At 63.5% G+C, this 19,568-nt stretch carries 12 protein-coding genes; 7 read left to right on the top strand and 5 right to left on the bottom strand.

All coding sequences use genetic code 11. The annotated features are described in order from the left end of the window. Positions 1–160 precede the first annotated feature (160 nt). A complete protein-coding gene (locus ACNFJ7_RS01680) occupies positions 161–1,159 on the top strand; it encodes a N(4)-(beta-N-acetylglucosaminyl)-L-asparaginase (protein WP_019369996.1) in 999 nt (332 codons plus the stop codon). A 75-nt stretch (positions 1,160–1,234) separates the two neighbouring features. Beyond that, positions 1,235–3,922 carry a TonB-dependent receptor gene (locus ACNFJ7_RS01675; RefSeq protein WP_019369997.1) on the top strand — a complete coding sequence of 896 codons (2,688 nt, stop codon included), beginning with the start codon at positions 1,235–1,237 and terminating at the stop codon, positions 3,920–3,922. A gap of 84 nt (positions 3,923–4,006) precedes the next feature. Here the strand turns inward: ACNFJ7_RS01675 and ACNFJ7_RS01670 are convergent. Together ACNFJ7_RS01670 and ACNFJ7_RS01665 are read right to left on the bottom strand one after the other, a co-directional pair. Next, a protein-coding gene (locus ACNFJ7_RS01670) for an IS630 family transposase (protein WP_152997892.1) occupies positions 4,007–4,953 on the bottom strand; the annotation gives its coding sequence in 2 pieces (ribosomal slippage) (positions 4,007–4,617 and positions 4,617–4,953; 948 coding nt in all). A gap of 281 nt (positions 4,954–5,234) precedes the next feature. Next, positions 5,235–8,498 (bottom strand): TonB-dependent receptor, encoded by a 3,264-nt coding sequence (locus tag ACNFJ7_RS01665; protein WP_019370296.1) that lies wholly within the window; start codon positions 8,496–8,498, stop codon positions 5,235–5,237. A gap of 330 nt (positions 8,499–8,828) precedes the next feature. On the opposite strand from ACNFJ7_RS01665, the gene ACNFJ7_RS01660 reads away from it, so the two are divergent. The 5 genes from ACNFJ7_RS01660 to ACNFJ7_RS01640 are packed head-to-tail and all read left to right on the top strand — an operon-like array spanning position 8,829 to position 15,900. Then, a complete protein-coding gene (locus ACNFJ7_RS01660; RefSeq protein ID WP_026009265.1) occupies positions 8,829–10,343 on the top strand; it encodes a tryptophan halogenase family protein in 1,515 nt (504 codons plus the stop codon). Next, on the top strand, positions 10,340–11,770 hold the full coding sequence (locus ACNFJ7_RS01655) for a tryptophan 7-halogenase (RefSeq protein ID WP_037513810.1): 1,431 nt from the start codon (positions 10,340–10,342) through the stop codon (positions 11,768–11,770). The genes ACNFJ7_RS01660 and ACNFJ7_RS01655 overlap by 4 nt, the downstream gene beginning before the upstream one ends. Continuing rightward, positions 11,757–13,349, top strand: a complete 1,593-nt coding sequence (locus tag ACNFJ7_RS01650; RefSeq protein ID WP_019370293.1) for a tryptophan halogenase family protein — start codon at positions 11,757–11,759, stop codon at positions 13,347–13,349. The genes ACNFJ7_RS01655 and ACNFJ7_RS01650 overlap by 14 nt, the downstream gene beginning before the upstream one ends. Further along, positions 13,346–14,878, top strand: coding sequence for a tryptophan halogenase family protein (locus ACNFJ7_RS01645; protein WP_019370292.1), 1,533 nt, complete (start codon positions 13,346–13,348; stop codon positions 14,876–14,878). Before ACNFJ7_RS01650 ends, ACNFJ7_RS01645 begins: the two co-directional genes overlap by 4 nt. Then, complete coding sequence (locus ACNFJ7_RS01640) at positions 14,875–15,900, top strand: cupin-like domain-containing protein (protein WP_152997859.1); 1,026 nt, start codon at positions 14,875–14,877, stop codon at positions 15,898–15,900. Before ACNFJ7_RS01645 ends, ACNFJ7_RS01640 begins: the two co-directional genes overlap by 4 nt. Here the strand turns inward: ACNFJ7_RS01640 and ACNFJ7_RS01635 are convergent. The 3 genes from ACNFJ7_RS01635 to ACNFJ7_RS01625 all read right to left on the bottom strand — a co-directional run bounded on the left by ACNFJ7_RS01635 (position 15,897) and on the right by ACNFJ7_RS01625 (position 19,407). Further along, positions 15,897–16,796, bottom strand: a complete 900-nt coding sequence (locus ACNFJ7_RS01635; protein ID WP_082664479.1) for an NmrA family NAD(P)-binding protein — start codon at positions 16,794–16,796, stop codon at positions 15,897–15,899. The two genes, ACNFJ7_RS01640 and ACNFJ7_RS01635, sit on opposite strands and share 4 nt — an antisense overlap. An 89-nt stretch (positions 16,797–16,885) precedes the next feature. Then, positions 16,886–18,376 carry an MFS transporter gene (locus ACNFJ7_RS01630; protein ID WP_019370289.1) on the bottom strand — a complete coding sequence of 497 codons (1,491 nt, stop codon included), beginning with the start codon at positions 18,374–18,376 and terminating at the stop codon, positions 16,886–16,888. 2 nt (positions 18,377–18,378) lie between these two features. After that, entirely contained in the window at positions 18,379–19,407 is a 1,029-nt protein-coding gene (locus ACNFJ7_RS01625; protein ID WP_019370288.1) for a LacI family DNA-binding transcriptional regulator, read from the bottom strand. Positions 19,408–19,568 lie beyond the last annotated feature (161 nt).

Below are 19,568 nucleotides of genomic sequence, written 5' to 3'. Positions count from 1 at the left end.
AAAACGAGACCACCTGCTGCCATATATAAAACCAGTTTCCCTATTTGGTATTGTATACCGCCAAGACCTGTGACAACATCTCTTCCAAGCGGCGACAGAGATATGACGGTCCGCTTTCACGAGGGAGAACGGCGCGAGCGCGCCGAGTGGGGATGCAGCGATGGCGATGGGTCGACGCGAAGCGATGAAATTGGGGCTGGTCGGTGCGGCCGCCGTGCCAGCAGGATCTGCCTTTGCACGTGCTGAAGCGCCGCGAGCGCTGATCGTTTCCACCTGGGACTTTGGCGCGGCCGCTAACGCCGCCGCCTATGCTCAGTGGAAGAAGAGCGGTTCGCTGCTCGACGCGGTGGAAGCAGGCGCCTGGGTGCCGGAAGCCGACGCGGAGAACCATTCTGTCGGCCTGGGCGGCTATCCGGACCGCGACGGGCATGTCACGCTGGATGCGATCATCATGGACGATCGCGGCAATGTCGGCGCGGTCGCTGCGTTGGAGGACATCCTCCACCCAATTTCCGTCGCGCGCCGCGTGATGGAAAAGACACCGCATACCTTCCTCGTTGGTGAAGGCGCGCGCCAGTTCGCGCTCGATCAAGGCTTTTCCCAAACGCGCCTGCTGACGCCCGAGGCGGAGGCGGCCTGGCGCGAGTGGCTGAAGACCGCGAAGTACAAGCCTGTAGCCAACATTGAAAATCAGCGCGGTTCTGCGCTGGACCACGACACGATCGGCATCGTTGCCTGTGACGCCACTGGCCGGCTGGCGGGTGCCTGCACCACGTCCGGCATGGCGTTCAAGCTGCGCGGCCGGCTCGGCGACTCGCCCCAGGCCGGTTGCGGCTTGATGGTGGAGCCGGACGTCGGCGCCGCAACGGCAACCGGCGTGGGCGAAGAAGTCACCCGAATTGCGGGATCCGCCCGTGTGGTCTCGTCGATGCGCGCCGGCATGCATCCGATGGCCGCTTGCCGCGAAGCCGTTCTTCATATCGCGAAGCTGCGCGGCGACGCCGTGAAGGATGCACAGGTCGCCTTTCTTGCGATCGACCGCCACGGGCGGGTCGGTGCCTATGCGCTGCAGCCAGGCTTCACCTACGCCGTGACCGATCTTGGAGGGGCAACCAGGGTCGTCGCAGCAGAAAGCCTGCTGAAGCCCGTCAAAAACTGATTTTTCGGGGAGTGAGAGGGAGAATCTATGATGAAGACGATGCAAACGTTTCGAGGGTCTACAGCGCTCATCGCGTTGGCAGTTACCACGCTCTATGCGGCGCCCGCTGCCGCGCAAAGTGCTGCTCCCGCTGCGAGCGATGACAGCGAAATCGTCGTTACCGGCATCCGCAAGAGCATCCAGGACTCGATCCGCGCCAAGCGCGAAGCCAATTCCATCGTCGACGTGATCAGCGCCGAAGACGTCGGTAAATTCCCCGATAATAACGTCGCGGACTCGCTGGCACGACTGCCCGGCGTCACCGTGGACCGTCAGTTCGGTGAGGGCGAACAGCTCTCCATTGCCGGCGTGGAACCCGCGCTCAACCGCCTGACCATCGATGGCCACTCGATCGCCTCGGCCGATTGGGGCGGCAACCCGACCGACCGTTCGAGCCGCACCTTCAACTATTCGCTGCTGTCGCCCGCAATCATCAGCCAGGCGATCGTCTACAAGACGCCGGAAGCACGGCTGCAGGAAGGCGCAATCGGTGCCAGCGTTGATGTCGTCACGCGCAAGCCTCTGGATCTGAAGCCGCATACGCTCACTTTCACCGGCGGCTACGAATATAATGATCGCGGCAAGGTGGGCAGCGCACGCGGCGCCGGGCTCTATAGCTGGCACAATGATGCGGGTACGATCGGCATCCTCCTCGGTGCGAATTACGACAAGGAACAGGTCAGCCGCGCTGGTGTTGCATCCTATTGGTACCGGACGGGTGCCGCGCTTCTCGAAAACGCGCCAACCACAGCGACCGTGAACGGCAAGGCAATCTCAGCGCTGACCGCAGCGGAGCGCACCGCGTTCAGCAATGCGCGCTATGCATCGTTCCTTGCACGCGAATATTTCCGCCAGGAGCGTGAACGCATCGGCTTTAACGGCGCAATTCAGATCAAGCCAGTCGACAACCTGACCGTTACCGGCACGGCAATGATCATCCGCGGCAACTATGACAATGTTTCGAACTCCATGTATACTTACGGATTCGAAGGCTCGCGCATGACCGCGGCAACTTATGTTCCCGGGACAGACGGCAGCCCTGGTGTAGTCAATTCGGCAACCTTCTCGGGCATCACCAGCGGCACCGGCTCCACGGGGCAACTCGACACGCTCTATCGCCGGACGCGGGTCAAGAATGACTCCTACGCCATGTTGATCGACTGGAAGCCCGGCGAATGGGAAGTCACCGGCAATCTCGGCTATACGCGCGCATCAGGCGGCAAGAATCCCGAGTATCTGCTCGATTTCCGTACCCAGCAGGGGTTTACGGCCGGCGCCAACGGCCGCGATACCATCGTGAACTGGCAAAGTGCGGCGAGCGACGGTTCGAAGTGGCTGAGTAATTTCACGGCAAATGGCGGTGAGACCATCCGCGCGCCCGACGGCCGCACCTTCTTCGGCCGCCAAATCGGTGGAATTCCGACGCAGTCGGGCTTCACGCTCGACAAGGAGGCCTTCGGCGAGTTCAACGTCAAGCGCGCGGTGAACTGGGGTCCGGTGACGGAATTGCTGTTTGGCGCCCGCTACGCTGACCATACCAACAGCAACACCACGTACAGTAACGCCATCTACACCAATCAGAACTTCACGGTCGCGGACCTGAACCCCACGCTACGGGATGGCAGCCTGTGGTCTGGCTTGGGCACGTCGGGCAATGGCGTCCCTTATGTCGGCCTTGATCGTGACGCGATCATCGCCGCCCTGAAGAAGTACGGCAACTTCTCGATCGATCGTGGCCTGTCCCAGGGCGATTACTGGCTGGTCAAGGAACGGATCGCCGCTGGCTATGTTCAGGCGAACTTCGAGTTCGGCAAGTTCCGCGGCAACCTGGGCGGCCGTTTCGTAAGCACCCGGGATCAATCGAACTTCTACGTCCAGAGCGGCGGCACCTTCGCCCTCACGCGCGTGACGACTGACGACAACCGCTTCCTGCCGGCGTTCAACCTTATCTATCAGGCGGGCGAGGACGTCGTTATCCGCGGCTCGGCTGCCAAGGTCATCGCCCGGCCGCGGTACAGCGACCTTGCCGGCTCAATCTCGCTCGACGATACGACGCGTTCCGGCAGCGGCGGCAATCCGGACCTGAAGCCTTATGCGGCAACCAATTTTGGCTTCTCGACCGAATGGTATTTCGCTCCCGGCAGTTTCCTGGCGGGTGAGATCTTCTATCGCGACATCTCCAACTATGTCGGCAACGAAGTGGATGACGGCCCCGACGGCCAGGGCGTGCCCTTCACCAACACCGTGACCGGTCAGACACTTCGCTACTCGATCAGCCGTCCCATCAACGGCGGCAAGGCCTCGGTCACGGGGTTCTCAATCTCGGGCAACACGAACCTGATCTGGGGCTTCGGCATCCAGGCGAACTACACCTTCGCGGACGCCGATACCCAGGCATCGACAGGCCTGCCGTATCTGTCGCGCGACACCGTGACCATCTCGCCCTACTTCGAAAAGGGACCGTTCCAGGCACGCGTCAGCTACAACCGGCGTTCGAAGTACTTCTACCGCTTCGGCCGCCAGCAGTCCCAGGACTATACCGACGCATATCGTCAGGTGGACGCGCAGATCTCGTACGCTGTCAACGAAATGATCTCGCTGACGGCGTCGGCATCCAACCTGCTGGACGAAACCTATTACCAGTACAGCTCAACACCGGACGCGCCGACCTCGATCTACAAGAACGGCCGCGTCTTCGCGATTACGGCGACCGTCCGCATGTAACCGTCATCGATACTGCACGTTTCTGCACCTACTGCGCCTGCCCGGTCCCCTGGGCAGGCGCTTTTTGCTTAGAGCGTTTTCCGATCAATCTGGATCATATCCGCAGGAACTGAAGTAGTTGGCGCATTCGCTGGGCTGGAAGATGTCGACGAGCGCGCCGATGCGGTTCCACAGGCCGCTGACAGTGCGCTCGCCGGCTTTTCGCAGCATGGCCTTGAGGCGTGCAAAGGCCTTTTCGATCGGGTTGAAGTCAGGGCTGTAGGGCGGGAGGAAGCGCAGCGTTGCGCCTGCCGCCTCGATCCGATGCTGGACCGCCGGTCGCTTGTGGCTCGACAGATTGTCCATGATGACGATGTCGCCGGGGCGCAGTGTGGGCACAAGGACCTGCGCCACATAGGCTTCGAACCAGTCGCCGTTGATCGGGCCGTCGAGCACCATCGGCGCGACCATGCCGGTCATGCGCAGGCCGGCAACCAGCGTGGTGGTTTTGCGATGGCCATGCGGATATCCCATCCGCAGCCGCTCACCCCTGGCGCAGCGGCCATGGCTGCGGGTCATGTTGGTGGCGGTCCAGGTCTCGTCGATGAAGACCAGGTGTTCCGGTTCCAGATCGACCTGGCCGTCGAACCAGTCGCGGCGCTGTTTCAGGATGTCGGGCCGGTCTTGCTCGACAGCATGGCCAGTCTTTTTTTGCGCGTCATGCCTCGACGCGCGAAAAAGCGATGCAGCCCTGCGACGGAGACTGCCAGACCCTTCTTGGCTAAGGCTCGGCGAAGCTCTTCCAGCGAGATGTCCTTGCGGGCCTCCCACAGCGCGAGAATGTCAGCTGCCCGTTCCTCAACCCGACGCGAACGCATGTCTCCGCCTTGCGGCTTGGCGGCAACATTGCCCGTTTCCCGCCGCTGGGCGTGCCAGCGGATCGCGGTCGACGGCGCAACCCCAAACCGGGCGGCTGCAGCCCGACAGCTCAGCCCGCCGTCAATCACAGCCAGAAGACGAACCCGCAAATCCATCGACAAAGCATGACCCATCCATGCCGGACTCCTTCACCGGCATGCATTCTGAATCAGAAATCGCGTTCCTTGGGAATCCCTCACCGATTCAGTGCGGTCGAAATCCGCTCTATTATCGACGCAAGGCGCAGTGGCGGGAACCACACGCGTGCGAGGTTATCGTTCCCGGCACACGCCGGATCCCGGTCGTCTTTCGTTGCGCCTTGCGCCGACAAGACACCTTCCGTCCGGCATAAAAAAGGGGCTCCGGCGAGTACTCGCCGGAGCCCGTGCAGATTTACCTTCCAAGCAATCCGCGCTCAGAAATTTCCGCGCAGGATGATCGAGTACCGGCGATCGTTCATGAAGTATGACCGCGGTGCGAGATCCTTCGGGTCGCCAGTGTATGCCTGGGTTGTCCGCGTCACGGTGTTCGTCAGGTTCACGCCCTGGACACCCACCTTGATGTCCTTCGTGACGTTCACGAACAGCGACGCGTCCAGCATCCCGACCGGTTCGTTGAAGATCGAGAAATACGGGAAGATCACGTCCGAAGCGGTGAGCAGGAAGCGCGAGCGCCAGTTGTACGCCGCACGCACCGAGATGCCCGATCGTTCGTAGAACACCGCAGCGTTCACATTGTGCTTCGAGAGCTGTTCCAGCGGCAGATTGCCCGATGGGGTGATCGTCGAGACGTTCGACGGCGAGCCGCCGTTCAGGAAGCTGTTGGGCAGGCCCGAACTGTCGATGTACGTGTAGTTCGCCGACACACCCAATCCACCCAGCACGCCGGGCAGGAAATCATAGGTCTGCTGGTAGGCGACTTCGAAGCCCTTGATCTTGCCCGTGCCCTCGTAGTTCGCCGGACCGCGGACGAAGACGTTCTTCGTCACGCCGTTGCTGGTGAGCGTGCGATTGGTGACTTCCTGATAGAAGAACCCGTCAATGGCCTTGTAGAAGCCGTTGAGCGTCAGCGAGCCGACCCGCGCGAAATACCATTCGAGGCTGGCGTCGAACTGCCACGCCGTCGCCGGTCGCAGGAACGGATTGCCGGTGGTTGCCGTGAGTTCACCGCTAGTGCCCAGACCAACAGTGAGGAAGTTGCGGATGTTCGCATTGTCCGGGCGCGTCAGCACCTTCGACCCTGCGAGGCGCAGCAACAGTGCATCCGACAGGCCGAACTTGAGGTTTAGGCTCGGCAGGAAGTAGCTATAGCTGGTCTTCGCCGCGTTATAGGTGTCGAAGCCCGCTCCAGCGAAGCGCTGCAGTTCGGCATAGCCCGATGGGCCGAGGGTACAGACGCCACCCGGCCGCTGCGGCGGCGTGCCCGGGGGCGCGTTCGGCGGAACCGTCGCTTCGCAGCGCTCGTCAAAGGTCTCAGCGATGTTCAGTTCAGCCTGGCTGGGGACACCGATCCTGCCTTCCGAGCGGATATTGGTGCGCACCCAGCGCAAGCCGATATTGCCCGAGAAGCGGATACGGCCGAACAGCGTGTCCGAGCCAAAGCTGGCCATGCCGTATGCCGCGCTATCCAGCTGCGTGACCGGCTGAATCTCAGACGGCAGGTACGCCGTTCCCGCCACGGCGCGAGCACGGCCGGCGAGTGGCAGCCAGCTCGGCGAGGCGCCCAGTCCGGTAGCGATGGCTTGGATGGACTGGAAGTCTTTCACCGCGCCGGCATAATTCCCGATCATGTCGCCGGCATAATAGAAGGCGCCGGGCGGAGCCGTGGTCTGGCCACGGAAGAAGTTCGGGAAGTTGTAGCGGGTCGACATGCTCGCAGGCGTGTCCGAGAAATTGACCGGACGCGAACCAGACCACGTCTCGCTGAGCATACCCCAGTTGTACGTCGAGAAACGCACCGTCTGGTTCCGATCCTGATAGCGAGCACCAAACTTTACGCGACGAAGGAAAGAATCCTCGTCGAACTTGTATTCGACGTCGCCCTGGAAGGCATATTGAGTGCCGGAGCTGTCTTCCAGATGGTCCATGGCTGCACGCCAGAACTGGAACCGAGGATCCGTGAAGTACTGTGCCTCGGTCGCGTTCGCCAGAGCAGCACCCGGCGTCGACCAGTTGTAACCAAGATATTGCGGCTTGTGCGGCGTCACCTTCGGGATCGCGCCCGTGATGTCGAGTTCCTGGTCGGCGAAGCTCGACCCGAATACTGAAAAATCAAGATGCTCGCGCCGCGACTTGGCGACCTGCCCATCGAGCATGAGCGTCAGGCGGTCGGTCAGTTCCGTCCGCAACCGCAGGCTCCAATCCTGGTTGGTCGTTTCTTCGCGCGACTGGCGACGGGCCAACGACTGCTGCAGACCGCCGATCGGAACATAGGGCGACGTCGCCGGATCGCCGCGCCATGCATTGCTGGTGTTGACGATATAGCCCGACTGGAACAGCCCATTGCTGTCATATGCGAAATCGCGGAACTGGCCTACCGGGCACTGGGCGCGCGATGTGGCGGCACCTTCGCTGCCATCGGCAGGGCGCGTCAACGGGCCGTCCGAGTTCTGGAGACAGCCCAGCGGATAGGTGGTGTACTCGGCAAGGTCAGGCGCGGTTTCGAACGTGTACTCGCTCCACTGTTGCGTGGTGTGCGACCGGACATATTCGGCCGTAAGCAAAGTCCGCCGATCAATCGATTCGAACTGGGCAGACAACGACATGCCGTCACGCTTGCGGTTGAATTCCTGCGTACGGAACTGGCCGCCCGATGGCGCAACGCGCAGAGCCGCATAGTCGGCGAACCCGTCCGCACCCGGGCCGCTGGCCGTGCCGCAAGCCGCGCCTGCCGCGGGCAGCGTGGTGGTGTCGGTCGTGCCGGGAAGCGGGTTGCGGCACACCAACGTACCATCGGTGTTCGCCGCGTTGACGAGCGTGTTGTCGCGCGTCTGATAGTTCGCGACCTGAATGCCGTCCGACCGGCTCTTGATCTGCGAGAAGGCACCGCTGGCGAGCACGCCGAAGCGGCCGATGCCCGTATCCCAGGTATTCGAGATCAGACCCGAGATCGTCGGCGTCCACTTCTTGCGCATGTCGCCATAATTGGCTTCCAGGCTGAGCGCCGCGTGCAGACCGGCCCGGTCGAAAGGCTTGCGTGTGTTGAGGTTAACCGTACCCGCAAGGCCGCCCTCGATCATGTCGGCGGTGGTGTTCTTCGCAACGATGACCGAGCCGAGCAGTTCGGCCGGCACGTCGGCGAAGTTCAGCGCCTGCCCCCCCACGCCGGCCGCGAACGCCGTGCGGCCGTTGAATTCAGACCGAACGAAAGTAAGGCCGCGCACCGCGACGCCTGACCCTTCGACCGAGAAGTGATCCGGATCGTTCGAACCGGCGAACCGGTTGATCGACACGCCCGGCACGCGCTGAAGCGCTTCGGTGACCGAACGATCGGGCAGTGCGCCTATGTCTTGCGAGGTGATGGCATCCACCACCGTATCGGAATTGCGCTTGATCGACTGTGCCGTGGCAAGGCTGGCGCGGATGCCGGTGACGACGATTTCGTCCGCAGGGGTTTGCGCCTGATCGGAGGGGACCTGCTGATCGACAGGCGTGGTTTGCGCATGGGCGGATCCCATCATGCCCGCAACGCAAATCGCGGTGGCTGACGCGCCACGCAGGAAAGCAGCTAACTTCGATATGTCACGGATGCGCGAATGCGACGGGTATCGCATGTATCCCCTCCTCGTTATGTGACTCTCCGGTCACGACAATGTTGTCAGAAATAGACCAGATTGACATATGCTTTGCAATGGGACCGCTAACATTGTCTGGTACGTTTCCGCAAAGAGTGTTGCACCGATGCAACTTTGTTGCAGCGCAGCAAGAAACCTGCCGGACTCAAGGGGTTTGACAGCGCGGCGCAAATTGCTGGAAACGGAGCGGAGACAGGCGCGAGGGAGAGGTCGCCGATGGGCGGGGCGAAGCCGATACGGGTCGTGATCGTAGGAGGGGGAACGTCAGGCTGGATGACCGCCGCGGCGCTCGCGCGCCTTTTGCCCAAACGCGTATCGCTGCACCTGATCGAATCGGAAACGATCGGCGTCATCGGGGTTGGCGAGGCCACCTTGCCGCACATTCGCGGCTTCGTGGAAAAGCTGGGCATCCGCGAGGCGGACTTCATGGCTTGGACGCGCGGTACGTTCAAATTGGGTATCGAATTCCGTAACTGGGGGAGGATCGGCGATAGCTATGTCCACCCGTTCGGCACGTTCGGCCGGGGCAAAGGCGAAGTCGATTTCCATCATTATTGGACGCGGTTGCGGCTCGCGGGAGCAGAACTGCCACCCTTCGAGGTGTTTTCCTACGCCTGCATGCTTGCGAGGGCCAATCGGTTTGACCTGCCGAGCGAGGATCCGGACCGGCTGACCTCCACCTACGGTTATGCCTATCAGTTCGACGCGCTGCTATTTGCCCCCTATCTTCGCGCAATCGCCGAGGGGCTCGGCGCGCGCCGCACCGAAGGCAAGGTGGTGGAAGTGGTGCGCGACGGCGAGCGCGGCACGATTACAGCGGTGCGGCTGGACAATGGGGAGCGGATCGAAGGCGACCTATTCGTTGACTGCTCCGGCTTCCGGTCGTTGCTGCTCGGCGAGGCATTGGCGGAGCCGTTCGAGGACTGGAACCACTGGCTACCGGCGGATCGGGCCGTGGCGATGCCGTGCCGAACCACCACATCCGTCACGCCTTATACCAGTGCGATCGCAATGCCCGCGGGGTGGCGCTGGCGCATCCCGCTGCAACATCGCACCGGCAACGGCTATGTCTATGCCAGCGCCTTTACCTCAGACGACGAGGCAGCGCGCGCGCTTACCGGCGCTGTGGAAGGTGCGCCGCTCGCCGATCCGCGCATCCTGCGTTTCCGCGCCGGGCGCCGGCGGCGCAGCTGGGTGAAGAATTGCGTGGCAATCGGACTGGCCAGCGGATTTTTGGAGCCGCTCGAATCGACCAGCATCTACCTGGTACAGCAGGCGATCACCGCGCTGATCGAGTTGTTCCCCGACAATGCCGACAGCGACGTTGAACGCGACGAATTCAATCGGCTGATCGACCTTGAATACGATCGCATCCGCGACTTCCTGATCCTGCACTATCACGCGACCACGCGCACCGACACAGACTTCTGGAACTATGTCCGGACCATGGAGGTACCGGATAGCTTGGCGGAAAAGATCGAACTGTTCCGTCGCGCGGGCCGGGTTGTGAAGTATCGCGAAGGCGTGTTCCTGGATGCGAGCTGGGTCGCCGTCTATGTTGGCCAGGGAATCCTGCCCCAGGGCTATGACCCGCGCGCCGACGTGCCCGATGCCGACGTGCTGATGCGCGGCATGCGGGCGCTGCAGGGCGAGATTGCCGCCGCGGTGGATCGGGTGCCCGAGCATCTGCGCTATATCGACCGCTATTGCCCGATGGCGGCAGCGGCATGAGCGCGCCGCGCCGCGTGCTGGTGGTTGGCGGCGGCGTCACCGGTTGGTCGGCAGCGGCAGCGCTGAAGCGGCACGTGCCGCTGCTCGACGTTGCGATCCTCCCGCTGGATCCGCCCGCGCATGCTCTGGCGGATCGGATAGCCTGCACCCTACCTTCCATCCTTGGCTTCCACGAGGATCTGGGCATCGGCGTCGACGATGCCGTTCTGCGGACCCGTAGCTTCTATCGCCTCGGCACTCGCTTCCTGGGATGGTCAGGCCCCGACGGCGACTTCATCCATAGCTATGCCCGACATGGCGAAGCGATGGGCAGCGCACCGTTCCATCTGCTTTGGGCGCGTGCCGCGATGCGCGGCGACGTCCCGCCGTTCGAAGCCTTTTCGCCCGCAGCCGTCATGGCTCGCGCCGGCCGGATGATGCTGCCGACCGGCGACGACGTCCTCGCCGATCATGGGTTCGGACTGGCGCTGGACCTGCAGCGCTATTCGAAGATGATCGTGGCGTTTGCCCGCCATGTCGGCGTGCGGATCCATGCTGGCGGGCTGAAGGCCGTAATACCGGGAGCGGACGGCGGCATCACGGCGCTGACGCTGGACGACGGCAGCCTGCTTGCCGCCGACCTCTTCGTCGACTGCACCGGACCCGACGCATTGCTGCACGGTACGCTGGGCGCGACGCGCGAGGATTGGCGCCGCTGGCTGCCGTGCGACCGTCTGGTACTTAGCGACGCCCCGACGGCCGAGCCGGCGCCAAACGACACCATCATCGCCGAAGAAGCGGGATGGCGCTGGACGAGCCCTACGCAGACAGGCCGAGTCTTCGCCTCCTCCCACACAGAGGACGACGCGCTGGCGATCCGGTTGGAGGCCGGCGCCACGCTCGAGCCGTGGCGCGGCAATGTGATTGCCGTCGGAGACGCGGCGGTGGTTATCGAGCCGCTCGTCTGGGCTAATCTGCACCTTGCGCACAGCGCGATCGACCGGCTGATCGCGATGCTGCCGGCCGGTGCGCCGCACCCGCTGGAGACTGCCGAATACAACCGTCAGGCGCTTGCGGAGGCACGGCGGGTGCGTGATTTCGTGCTGCTGCATTACTGCACCAGCCGGCGCGACGAGCTGTTCTGGCGTGATATTGCCAGCGCAGCCCTGCCGGAATCGCTCGCGCACAGCCTGCGGCTTTTCCGCGCGCGGGGCCGTCTCCCTTTCTACGAGGAAGAGACGTTCGACCGCGACAGCTGGCTTGCCGTACTGTTCGGCCAGGGCGTGCTTCCGCGCAGCGTGGATCCGCTTGCCGATGCCGTGTCGTCGATCGAAGCCGAACGCGCCATGCAGGCGTTCCGTGCCCGCATCGATCGGGCGATCCAGCCCCTACCCACCCCCGCCGCCCTGCTGGCCGCGCAATCGAGGCACCTTCATGAACGAGCATAGTATCCGCGAGGTTGTGATCGTCGGCGGCGGCACCGCCGGCTGGATGGCCGCAGCCGCGTTCTCCCGCTTCCTCAACAACGGCTACACCCGCGTAACCGTGGTGGAATCGGAAGAGATCGGGACCGTGGGCGTTGGTGAAGCGACAATCCCGCCGATCCTTAACTTCAACGCGATGATCGGGCTAGACGAGAATACGTTCATCGCCGAGACCAAGGGCACGTTCAAGCTTGGCATTGAGTTCGTGGATTGGGGCGCGCTCGGCGACAGCTATTTCCATCCGTTTGGAAATTATGCCCAGGATCTGCAGGGCGTCCACTTTCACCAATTGTATCTGCGTGAGCGTGCGCGCAGGCCCATCGCGGACATCGCCGCCTGGTCAATGAGCGCGGTGGCGGCGTCGCTGGGGAAGTTCGGACGGCCCGCAGCAAACGCGCAGACACCCGTGCGCGAACTCTTCTATGCCTTTCATTTCGATGCTGGCCTGTACGCGCAGTTGCTGCGCCGCCTTTCGGAAGCGCGGGGCATCCATCGGATCGAAGGCAGGATCACCGATGTGACTCTGCGACCGGAGGACGGGTTCGTTCAATCCCTCACGCTGGCCGATGGGCGCAGCGTGGCGGGCGATCTGTTCATCGACTGCTCGGGTTTCCGCGGCCTGCTGATCGAGCAGGCGCTGGAGACCGGGTATGACGATTGGCGACACTGGCTGCCGTGCGATCGGGCGGTCGCGGTGCCGTGCGCCAATGTGCGTGAGCCGACGCCATTCACGCGCTCCACCGCGCGGGACGCCGGCTGGCAGTGGCGCATTCCGCTACAGCACCGTGTTGGCAACGGACTGGTCTATTCCAGCGACTTCCTCGACGACGATACTGCCGAGCAGCAACTACTCGCCTCGCTGGAGGGCGCGCCGCTGGCCGAACCACGCCGTATTAGCTTTGTCACCGGCCGGAGACGGGAGATGTGGCGGAAGAATGTAGTGGCTCTTGGCCTTTCCGGCGGTTTTATCGAACCGTTGGAATCGACCAGCATCCACTTCATCCAGAGCGGCATTGCCCGGCTGATCGCGCTGTTCCCCGACAAGCGCTTCGCCGCCATCGAGCGGGACGAATATAATCGCCAGATGCGCGAATTGTACGAGGACGTGCGAGACTTCATCGTCCTTCACTACAAAGCGACGCATCGCAACGACACGCCCTTCTGGGATCGCTGCCGGACGATGGACGTGCCCGACAGCCTCAATCGCAAGATTGAGCTGTTCCGCACCAAGGGACGGCTGTTCCGCGAAGGCATGGAGCTGTTCGCGAATCCCAGCTGGATCGCCGTCTGCCTGGGCCAGCATATCGTGCCCGAGGAACATGAGCCAGCAGCCGACGCGCTGGACGAAAATCTCGTCGCCCAGGCGCTCGAACAGATGCGCCAGGGCTATTGGGAGACCGCCCAGAAAATGCCCAGCCACGCCGAATTCCTGGCAGCTATCGCGCCCAAGCAGAGCGCCTCGCCGGCTGCGCAGGCGGAAAGCCTGCCGGTCTTTTCCTTTGCACAGGAATCGCCCTTCGCATCGCCAGGCTCGCCGGTGTGAGACAGGACCTTATCCAGCGGGTCGTTATCGTAGGCGGCGGCACCGCCGGCTGGATGGCTGCGGCGGCGCTCGGCAAACTGCTCGGACGAATGCCGGAGATGCGCATCGAGCTCGTGGAATCGGCGGAGATCGGGACGATCGGCGTCGGCGAGGCGACGATCCCCCACATTGCGCTGTTCAACACCATGTTGGGCATTGACGAAGCCGAGTTCGTCCGCGCTACCCAGGCCACCTATAAGCTGGGTATCGAATTCGTCGATTGGCGCCGAATCGGCCATCGCTATGTTCATCCCTTCGGCGTCTATGGACTCGACATGCTGGGCGTCGAGTTCCACCACTTCTGGCTGAAGGCGCGGTCTCTGGGCGCAACGGTTCCGCTGGACGCCTATTCGATCGGTGCGAGTGCCGGCATGCGGGGCCGTTTCACGCATCCGCGCCCCGAACTGCCCAACTCGCCGCTGGCGAAGCTTGGCTACGCGTTTCAGTTCGACGCTGCGCTCTACGCCACCTATCTGCGGAACCTAGCCGAAACGCTGGGCGTAATCCGGACCGAAGGCCGCATCGTCAATGTGCTGCGCGACGCCAATACCGGGCATGTGTCTGCAGTGCGGCTTGAGGACGGCACCGACATCGCAGGCGATCTATTCATCGATTGCTCGGGCTTTCGAGGACTGCTGATCGAGCAGGCGATGGGTGCGACCTTTCAGGACTGGACCGACTGGCTGCCCTGCGACCGGGCCGTCGCCGTGCCTTGCGCCCTAGGCGGCGATCGGATGCCGCTCACCCGATCAATCGCTCGGGCGGCGGGGTGGCAATGGCGGATTCCGCTGCAGCACCGCATCGGCAACGGCTATGTCTATGCCGGCGCCTTTCTTTCCGACGACGAGGCGGCGGCGACACTGCTGGCGCACCTGGACGGACCACCGCTAGCCGAACCGCGCCAGCTTGCCTTTCGCGCCGGCCATCGTGATCGCGCCTGGATCGGAAATGTCGTCGCTATCGGGCTGGCCGGCGGGTTCCTCGAACCGCTGGAATCGACCAGCATCCATCTTGTGCAATCGGGGATCGGCCGGCTGATGGCCCTGTTCCCCAGCAAGAACTTCGATGCCGCGGAGATTGACAGGTTCAATCGCGAGACAGCGCGCGAATATGCCGACATTCGCGATTTTCTGATCCTGCACTACAAGGCCACCGAACGCGACGACAGCGCCTTCTGGCGCCGCTGCCGCGACCTGACGCCACCCGACGGCTTGCGCGAGAAGATCGCCATGTTCCGCGCGAACGGCCGCATCTTCCGGGATCAGCACGAGCTATTCCCCGAGGCGAGTTGGCTGGCCGTGATGAACGGCCAGGGCATCGAACCCCAAGGCTATCATCCCATCGCCGATCTGCTATCGGACGAGGAGACACTCAAGCGTCTGAACCATATCGCGCAAGTGATTGACGAGACAGCGAACACCATGCCTTTACAGGATGCCTATCTGCGCGAGCTCGGCTGCCAGCCCGCCCCCCTGCGGCGGGTCTCGTGACCCTCCTGCCTGCGCCGCAGCCGATGCGGGAAATGGGACCGATCGACCGCGCGCGTTTCGACGCCGAGATACGGCCCGCTGGGCAGCCGATTGTATTTCGCGGACTTGCCGCGCATTGGCCGGCGGTGGAAGCCGGGCGGGCGGGGCCCGCGGCGCTGGTACGCTATTGCAAGCAAAAGGCGCATGATCGCCCGGTCAATGCGATCGTCGGGGAGCCGGCGATCGAAGGGCGCTTCTTCTACGACGCAGCGATGACCGGCATGAACTTCGTACGGGGCGTGTCGCCGCTGGCGCCGTTCCTCGATCGGCTCCTGCGCGAAGTTGATCGGCCAACGGGCTATGCCATGGCCATTCAATCGATCCCCGCCCCGCAACTGCTGCCGGGTTTTGAGGAAGAGAACAGGATCGACCTGCTCGATGCTGCCGCCCTACCTCGCTTATGGTTGGGCAACGCTGCTCGAGTGGCCGCCCATTACGATCTGATGGAAAACATCGGCATCGTCGTCGCCGGCCGGCGGCGGTTCACGCTGTTCCCGCCAGACCAGGTGAGCAACCTGTATATGGGGCCGCTGGAGATCACGCCGGCGGGGACGCCGATTAGCCTCGTCGATCTCGCGGCGCCGGACCTGGAGCGTTTCCCGCGCTTCGCGGAGGCCGCACGTCATGCCCAGGTGGCGGAACTGGCGCCCGGTGATGCAATCTACATTCCTTTCCACTGGTGGCACGCGGTGGACTCGCTGGAATCTGTCAATCTCTTCGCCAACTACTGGTGGGTGTCCGCTCCCGAGGCGATGCTTAGTCCGCACGATGCGCTGCTCCACGCGCTGTTTTCGATCCGGCTGCTGCCGGGAGACCAGCGCATGGCGTGGCGCGCCATGTTCGACCATTTGGTATTCCAACTGAACGGGGATCCCGCCGACCGTATCGCTCCCGCCGCCCGCGGTGCGCTGGGCGCACCGACAGCGGATCAGGTGGCGCAGGCGCGAGACGACCTCCTTCACAAGCTGGCGGCCCGACGCTAACGCTTACCTACCCATCTAGCGTCCTCGCGCAGCACATCTTCTACGCGGGTCCAGCGGAGACCGGAATAGCGATCATTGTCGAATGGCGTGTCCAGCATGCCCTCGCCTGCAAACAGATTCCGCATATATTGCATGCCCTGCCAAGCAGGATAGAGATCTCCGGGTTTGCCGGGCGCAACCCGCTTGGCGAGGCCGATCATCAGCCCCAGCATCCCGATCGTTCCGGCGGGCAGAACCCGATAGGGCTGCTGGCGGACAGTTCCGGCGATTTGGGCAAGGTCGCGCGCAGTGACGCGATCACCGCAGATGTTGAGCAAGCGCGGGCTATCGTTATCCATGGCGGCGCGCGCCGTAAAGGCCGCCGTATCCGCGATGGTAGTGAAGTCCATCGGCTGATCGGCGCTGCCCCAGTAGAGCACGCTGCGGAGACGATGCTGGATCACCGGCATCACGCCGGTCAGCATATCCATGAAGGCGCCGTTCAGGATCGACGTCAGCCGAATGTCAGCTTGCTCGGCGCGGCGGCGAAAGCGTTCGCGCAGGTCGAGATTACGGTTGGTCCCCGGCGGAATCTTGCGGAAGTCAATGGCGAAGTCCGAAGGGATGAGCCGCGGCACGCCCGCCTGTACTGCAGCATCGAGCAGTTGGCCTTGCACGCCGAGAACCACCGGCTCGAGCCCGCTTAGCGCCGATACGACACAGCTGGCGCCTTCCATCGCAGCGGCGGTCGCCCTGACATCGTCGAAATCGACTGTGCGGATCTCTCCCTGGATTGCGGCCATCCGTTCTGGCGAAGTACCGGCCCGCACAAGGGAGCACACCGGCGCGCCCAGACCAGCAAGTTCGCGAACGATCCTGCCCCCAAGGTCCCCGGTTGCGCCCGCGACGATGATCATCCCTGCTCTCCCTGTGAGGTCGCTCGATCCGCTATTCCACAACGGATGCGGAACGATAGCGTGGGTTCGGCGACCGGCCTAGCCTTGCTTCAATCCCGCGACAGTGCCGCCACCCGCAGCATCGCCGCTGCCGCAAGCAGCAGCGTGCCCGCAGCGAAAGCCATCGTCCAGATGGGTTCTTGGGGGAAGAGGCGCTTCATGATTGATCCCATTACCGTTGCCACCAACAGCTGCGGCAAAACGACAAAAATGTTGAACAATCCCATGTAGATACCGAGCTTCGCCTGCGGCAGGCTGGAAGCGAGGATGGCGTACGGCATGGCGAGAATCGACGCCCAGGCGATGCCGATGCCGATTTCGCTGGCGATCAACCACACCGGATCGCGCACGAGGAAGAAGCTGGCGAAGCCCGCCGCGCCGCATACCAGGCCGACCAGGTGCGTCCGCGCCTTGCCGATGCGCGCGGAGAGCAGCGGCAACAGCGTGAGCGCGGCCACCGCCGCAACGCCGTTATAGGTAGCGAACAGCACGTCGACCCAGTTGGCGCCCTGCTGATAGCCGGTGCTTGTCGGATCGGGCGCGCCATAGAAGGTGCCGGCGACGATCGGCGTCGTGTTGATCCACATGATGAACAGCGCGGACCAGCTGAAGAACTGCGCCACCGCCAGCCGCTTCATCAGCACCGGCATGCCGGCGAAATCGCCGACGATATGGCCGAGCATGCTCGCCCTGTCCGTCCGCGCACGGAGGATCGCCACCGCCTGCGCGACGCCATAGGCGATCAGCAGACCGCCGAGCAGATAGACTTCCTTCTCCAGTGCGAACCGGGCGACCGCGAGGACCACCAGCGCGCCGCCCAGAACCCAGGGCATCCCCGCCGCCGGATGGCGCGCCGCAAGCAGCCGCATCGCGGCCCCCGCTTCCACCGCCGACGCATCGTCGAACGCAGCCATTTCGGCCGGGCTGTATTCGCGCGTCGTCAGCACCGTCCACAAGACAGCACAAAACAGCGCCGCTCCACCGAACCAGAAGGCGAACTTCACCGTATCCGGCAGGCCGTTCGCAACCGCCGCATTGGAGACGCCGAACTTTTCGAGCGCCCAGGGAAAGATCGATCCCAGCACCGCGCCCATGCCGATAAAGGCAGTCTGCACCGCATAGCCAGCGCTGTGCTGGTCCTTGCGCAGCATGTCACCCACGAACGCGCGGAACGGCTCCATCGAGATGTTGAGCGAGGCATCGAGCACCCAGAGCAGGCCCGCAGCGAACCACAAAGCCGGGCTTTCCGGCATCAGCAGCAGCGCCAGCGCCGCGAGTATGGCCCCGCCGAGGAAATAGGGCCGCCGCCGCCCCAGACGGCCGAGCCAGGTGCGGTCGCTGAGATGGCCGATGACCGGCTGCACCAACAGGCCGGTGAGCGGCGCCGCCACCCAGAGCGCGGGCAGATCGTCCAGATCCGTGCCGAGCGACTGGAAGATTCGACTCATGTTGGCGTTCTGCAGCGCGAACCCGATCTGGATGCCGAAAAAGCCGAAGCTGATGTTCCAAAGCCCAGCAAAGGACTGACGCGGCTTCTCCACCCTCACGCTCCGCACGATTTGCGAACGATCAACTTGGTGGGCAGCAGCGCCGGACCGACCGGCGTGTCGCGGATGCGGCCGATCAGGGTTTCCACCAGGCGACGACCGGCCAGCCGCGCATCCTGCATCACGGTGGTGAGCGGCGGACTTGCCGAACTGGCGGCGGGAATATCGTCGAAACCGATCACCGAAACATCCTCTGGAATGCGCTTGCCCGCGGCCTGAAGCGCCCGCATCGCGCCGATCGCGATCAGGTCGCTCGCCGCAAGCACCGCGTCGAATTGCGCGCCGCTGTCGAGCAGCGCCTGGGCAGCGGCCGCCCCCGATTCCTCGGTGGTGATCGCATCGATCTGCAGATCGGGCGCAACCGCGATACCCGCGGCGGCCAGCGCCTCCGCATGGCCGCGATAGCGCTCGTGAAACTCCGGATAATGGCTGGAGGCCGTACCCAAAAATCCAATTTGTCGCCGGCCCAGCGCCAGCAGGTGCCGCGTCGCCTCCGCACCGCCGCCACGATTGTCGCAACCGACGGTGAGCCCCGCATCTTCGGAGAGCACCGAACCCCAGCGCACGAAATGCGTGCCGGCATCCCGTAGGGCAGCGAGCCGCGTGCGGTACAGTTCGAAATCGCCATAGCCGAGCAGGATCAGCCCATCGGCCTTGCGAGCATCCTCATAATCGGTGTGCCAGTCACTGGAGAGCTGCTGAAAGCTAATCAGCAGATCATGATTATGTTCGGCACAAGCGCGAATGATAGAACCCAGCATCGAGTGAAAAAACGGATTTATCAGCGAATCATCCGACGTCGGATCTTCGAAGAACAGCAGCGCCAGCGTCTGCGAATGGCGGGTACGGAGATTGGAGGCCGCCTTGTCGACACGGTAGTTCAACTGCTTCGCTATGGACTCAATGCGCAGACGCGTCGCGGGGTTGACCCCCGCCTCGCCGCGCAGCGCCCGCGAGACGGTCGGCTGCGAAACGCCGGCGAGCTGGGCAATGTCGAACGAAGTAGGCTTGCGCTGCATGCCCATCATGAACCCTCCCCGCGTGCGGCCGTATCCCCGCATCGCATATTATGCATGGGCGCATCGGCAAGGCCGCGTCAATCGCGGCAGTGGCGGAAAACCGGCCTCCCCGGCCCAGTTCGCGGTTGAATACGTATGTGAGCGGCTGGCCTCCATACCCTGTTTTG

This window comes from Sphingomonas sp. HT-1, from assembly GCF_048568905.1.
Classification (GTDB): domain Bacteria; phylum Pseudomonadota; class Alphaproteobacteria; order Sphingomonadales; family Sphingomonadaceae; genus Sphingomonas.
This window is presented reverse-complemented; position numbering and strand designations above follow the sequence as displayed.

What these genes read in the sequence shown, in the direction of transcription:
- ACNFJ7_RS01665 (WP_019370296.1), bottom strand. Translation starts at nt 8,498, where the DNA reads ATGATGGGATCCGCCCATGCGCAAACCACGCCTGTCGATCAGCAGGTC.
- ACNFJ7_RS01655 (WP_037513810.1), top strand. Translation starts at nt 10,340, where the DNA reads ATGAGCGCGCCGCGCCGCGTGCTGGTGGTTGGCGGCGGCGTCACCGGT.
- ACNFJ7_RS01650 (WP_019370293.1), top strand. Translation starts at nt 11,757, where the DNA reads ATGAACGAGCATAGTATCCGCGAGGTTGTGATCGTCGGCGGCGGCACC.
- ACNFJ7_RS01660 (WP_026009265.1), top strand. Translation starts at nt 8,829, where the DNA reads ATGGGCGGGGCGAAGCCGATACGGGTCGTGATCGTAGGAGGGGGAACG.
- ACNFJ7_RS01680 (WP_019369996.1), top strand. Translation starts at nt 161, where the DNA reads ATGGCGATGGGTCGACGCGAAGCGATGAAATTGGGGCTGGTCGGTGCG.
- ACNFJ7_RS01625 (WP_019370288.1), bottom strand. Translation starts at nt 19,407, where the DNA reads ATGGGCATGCAGCGCAAGCCTACTTCGTTCGACATTGCCCAGCTCGCC.
- ACNFJ7_RS01635 (WP_082664479.1), bottom strand. Translation starts at nt 16,796, where the DNA reads ATGATCATCGTCGCGGGCGCAACCGGGGACCTTGGGGGCAGGATCGTT.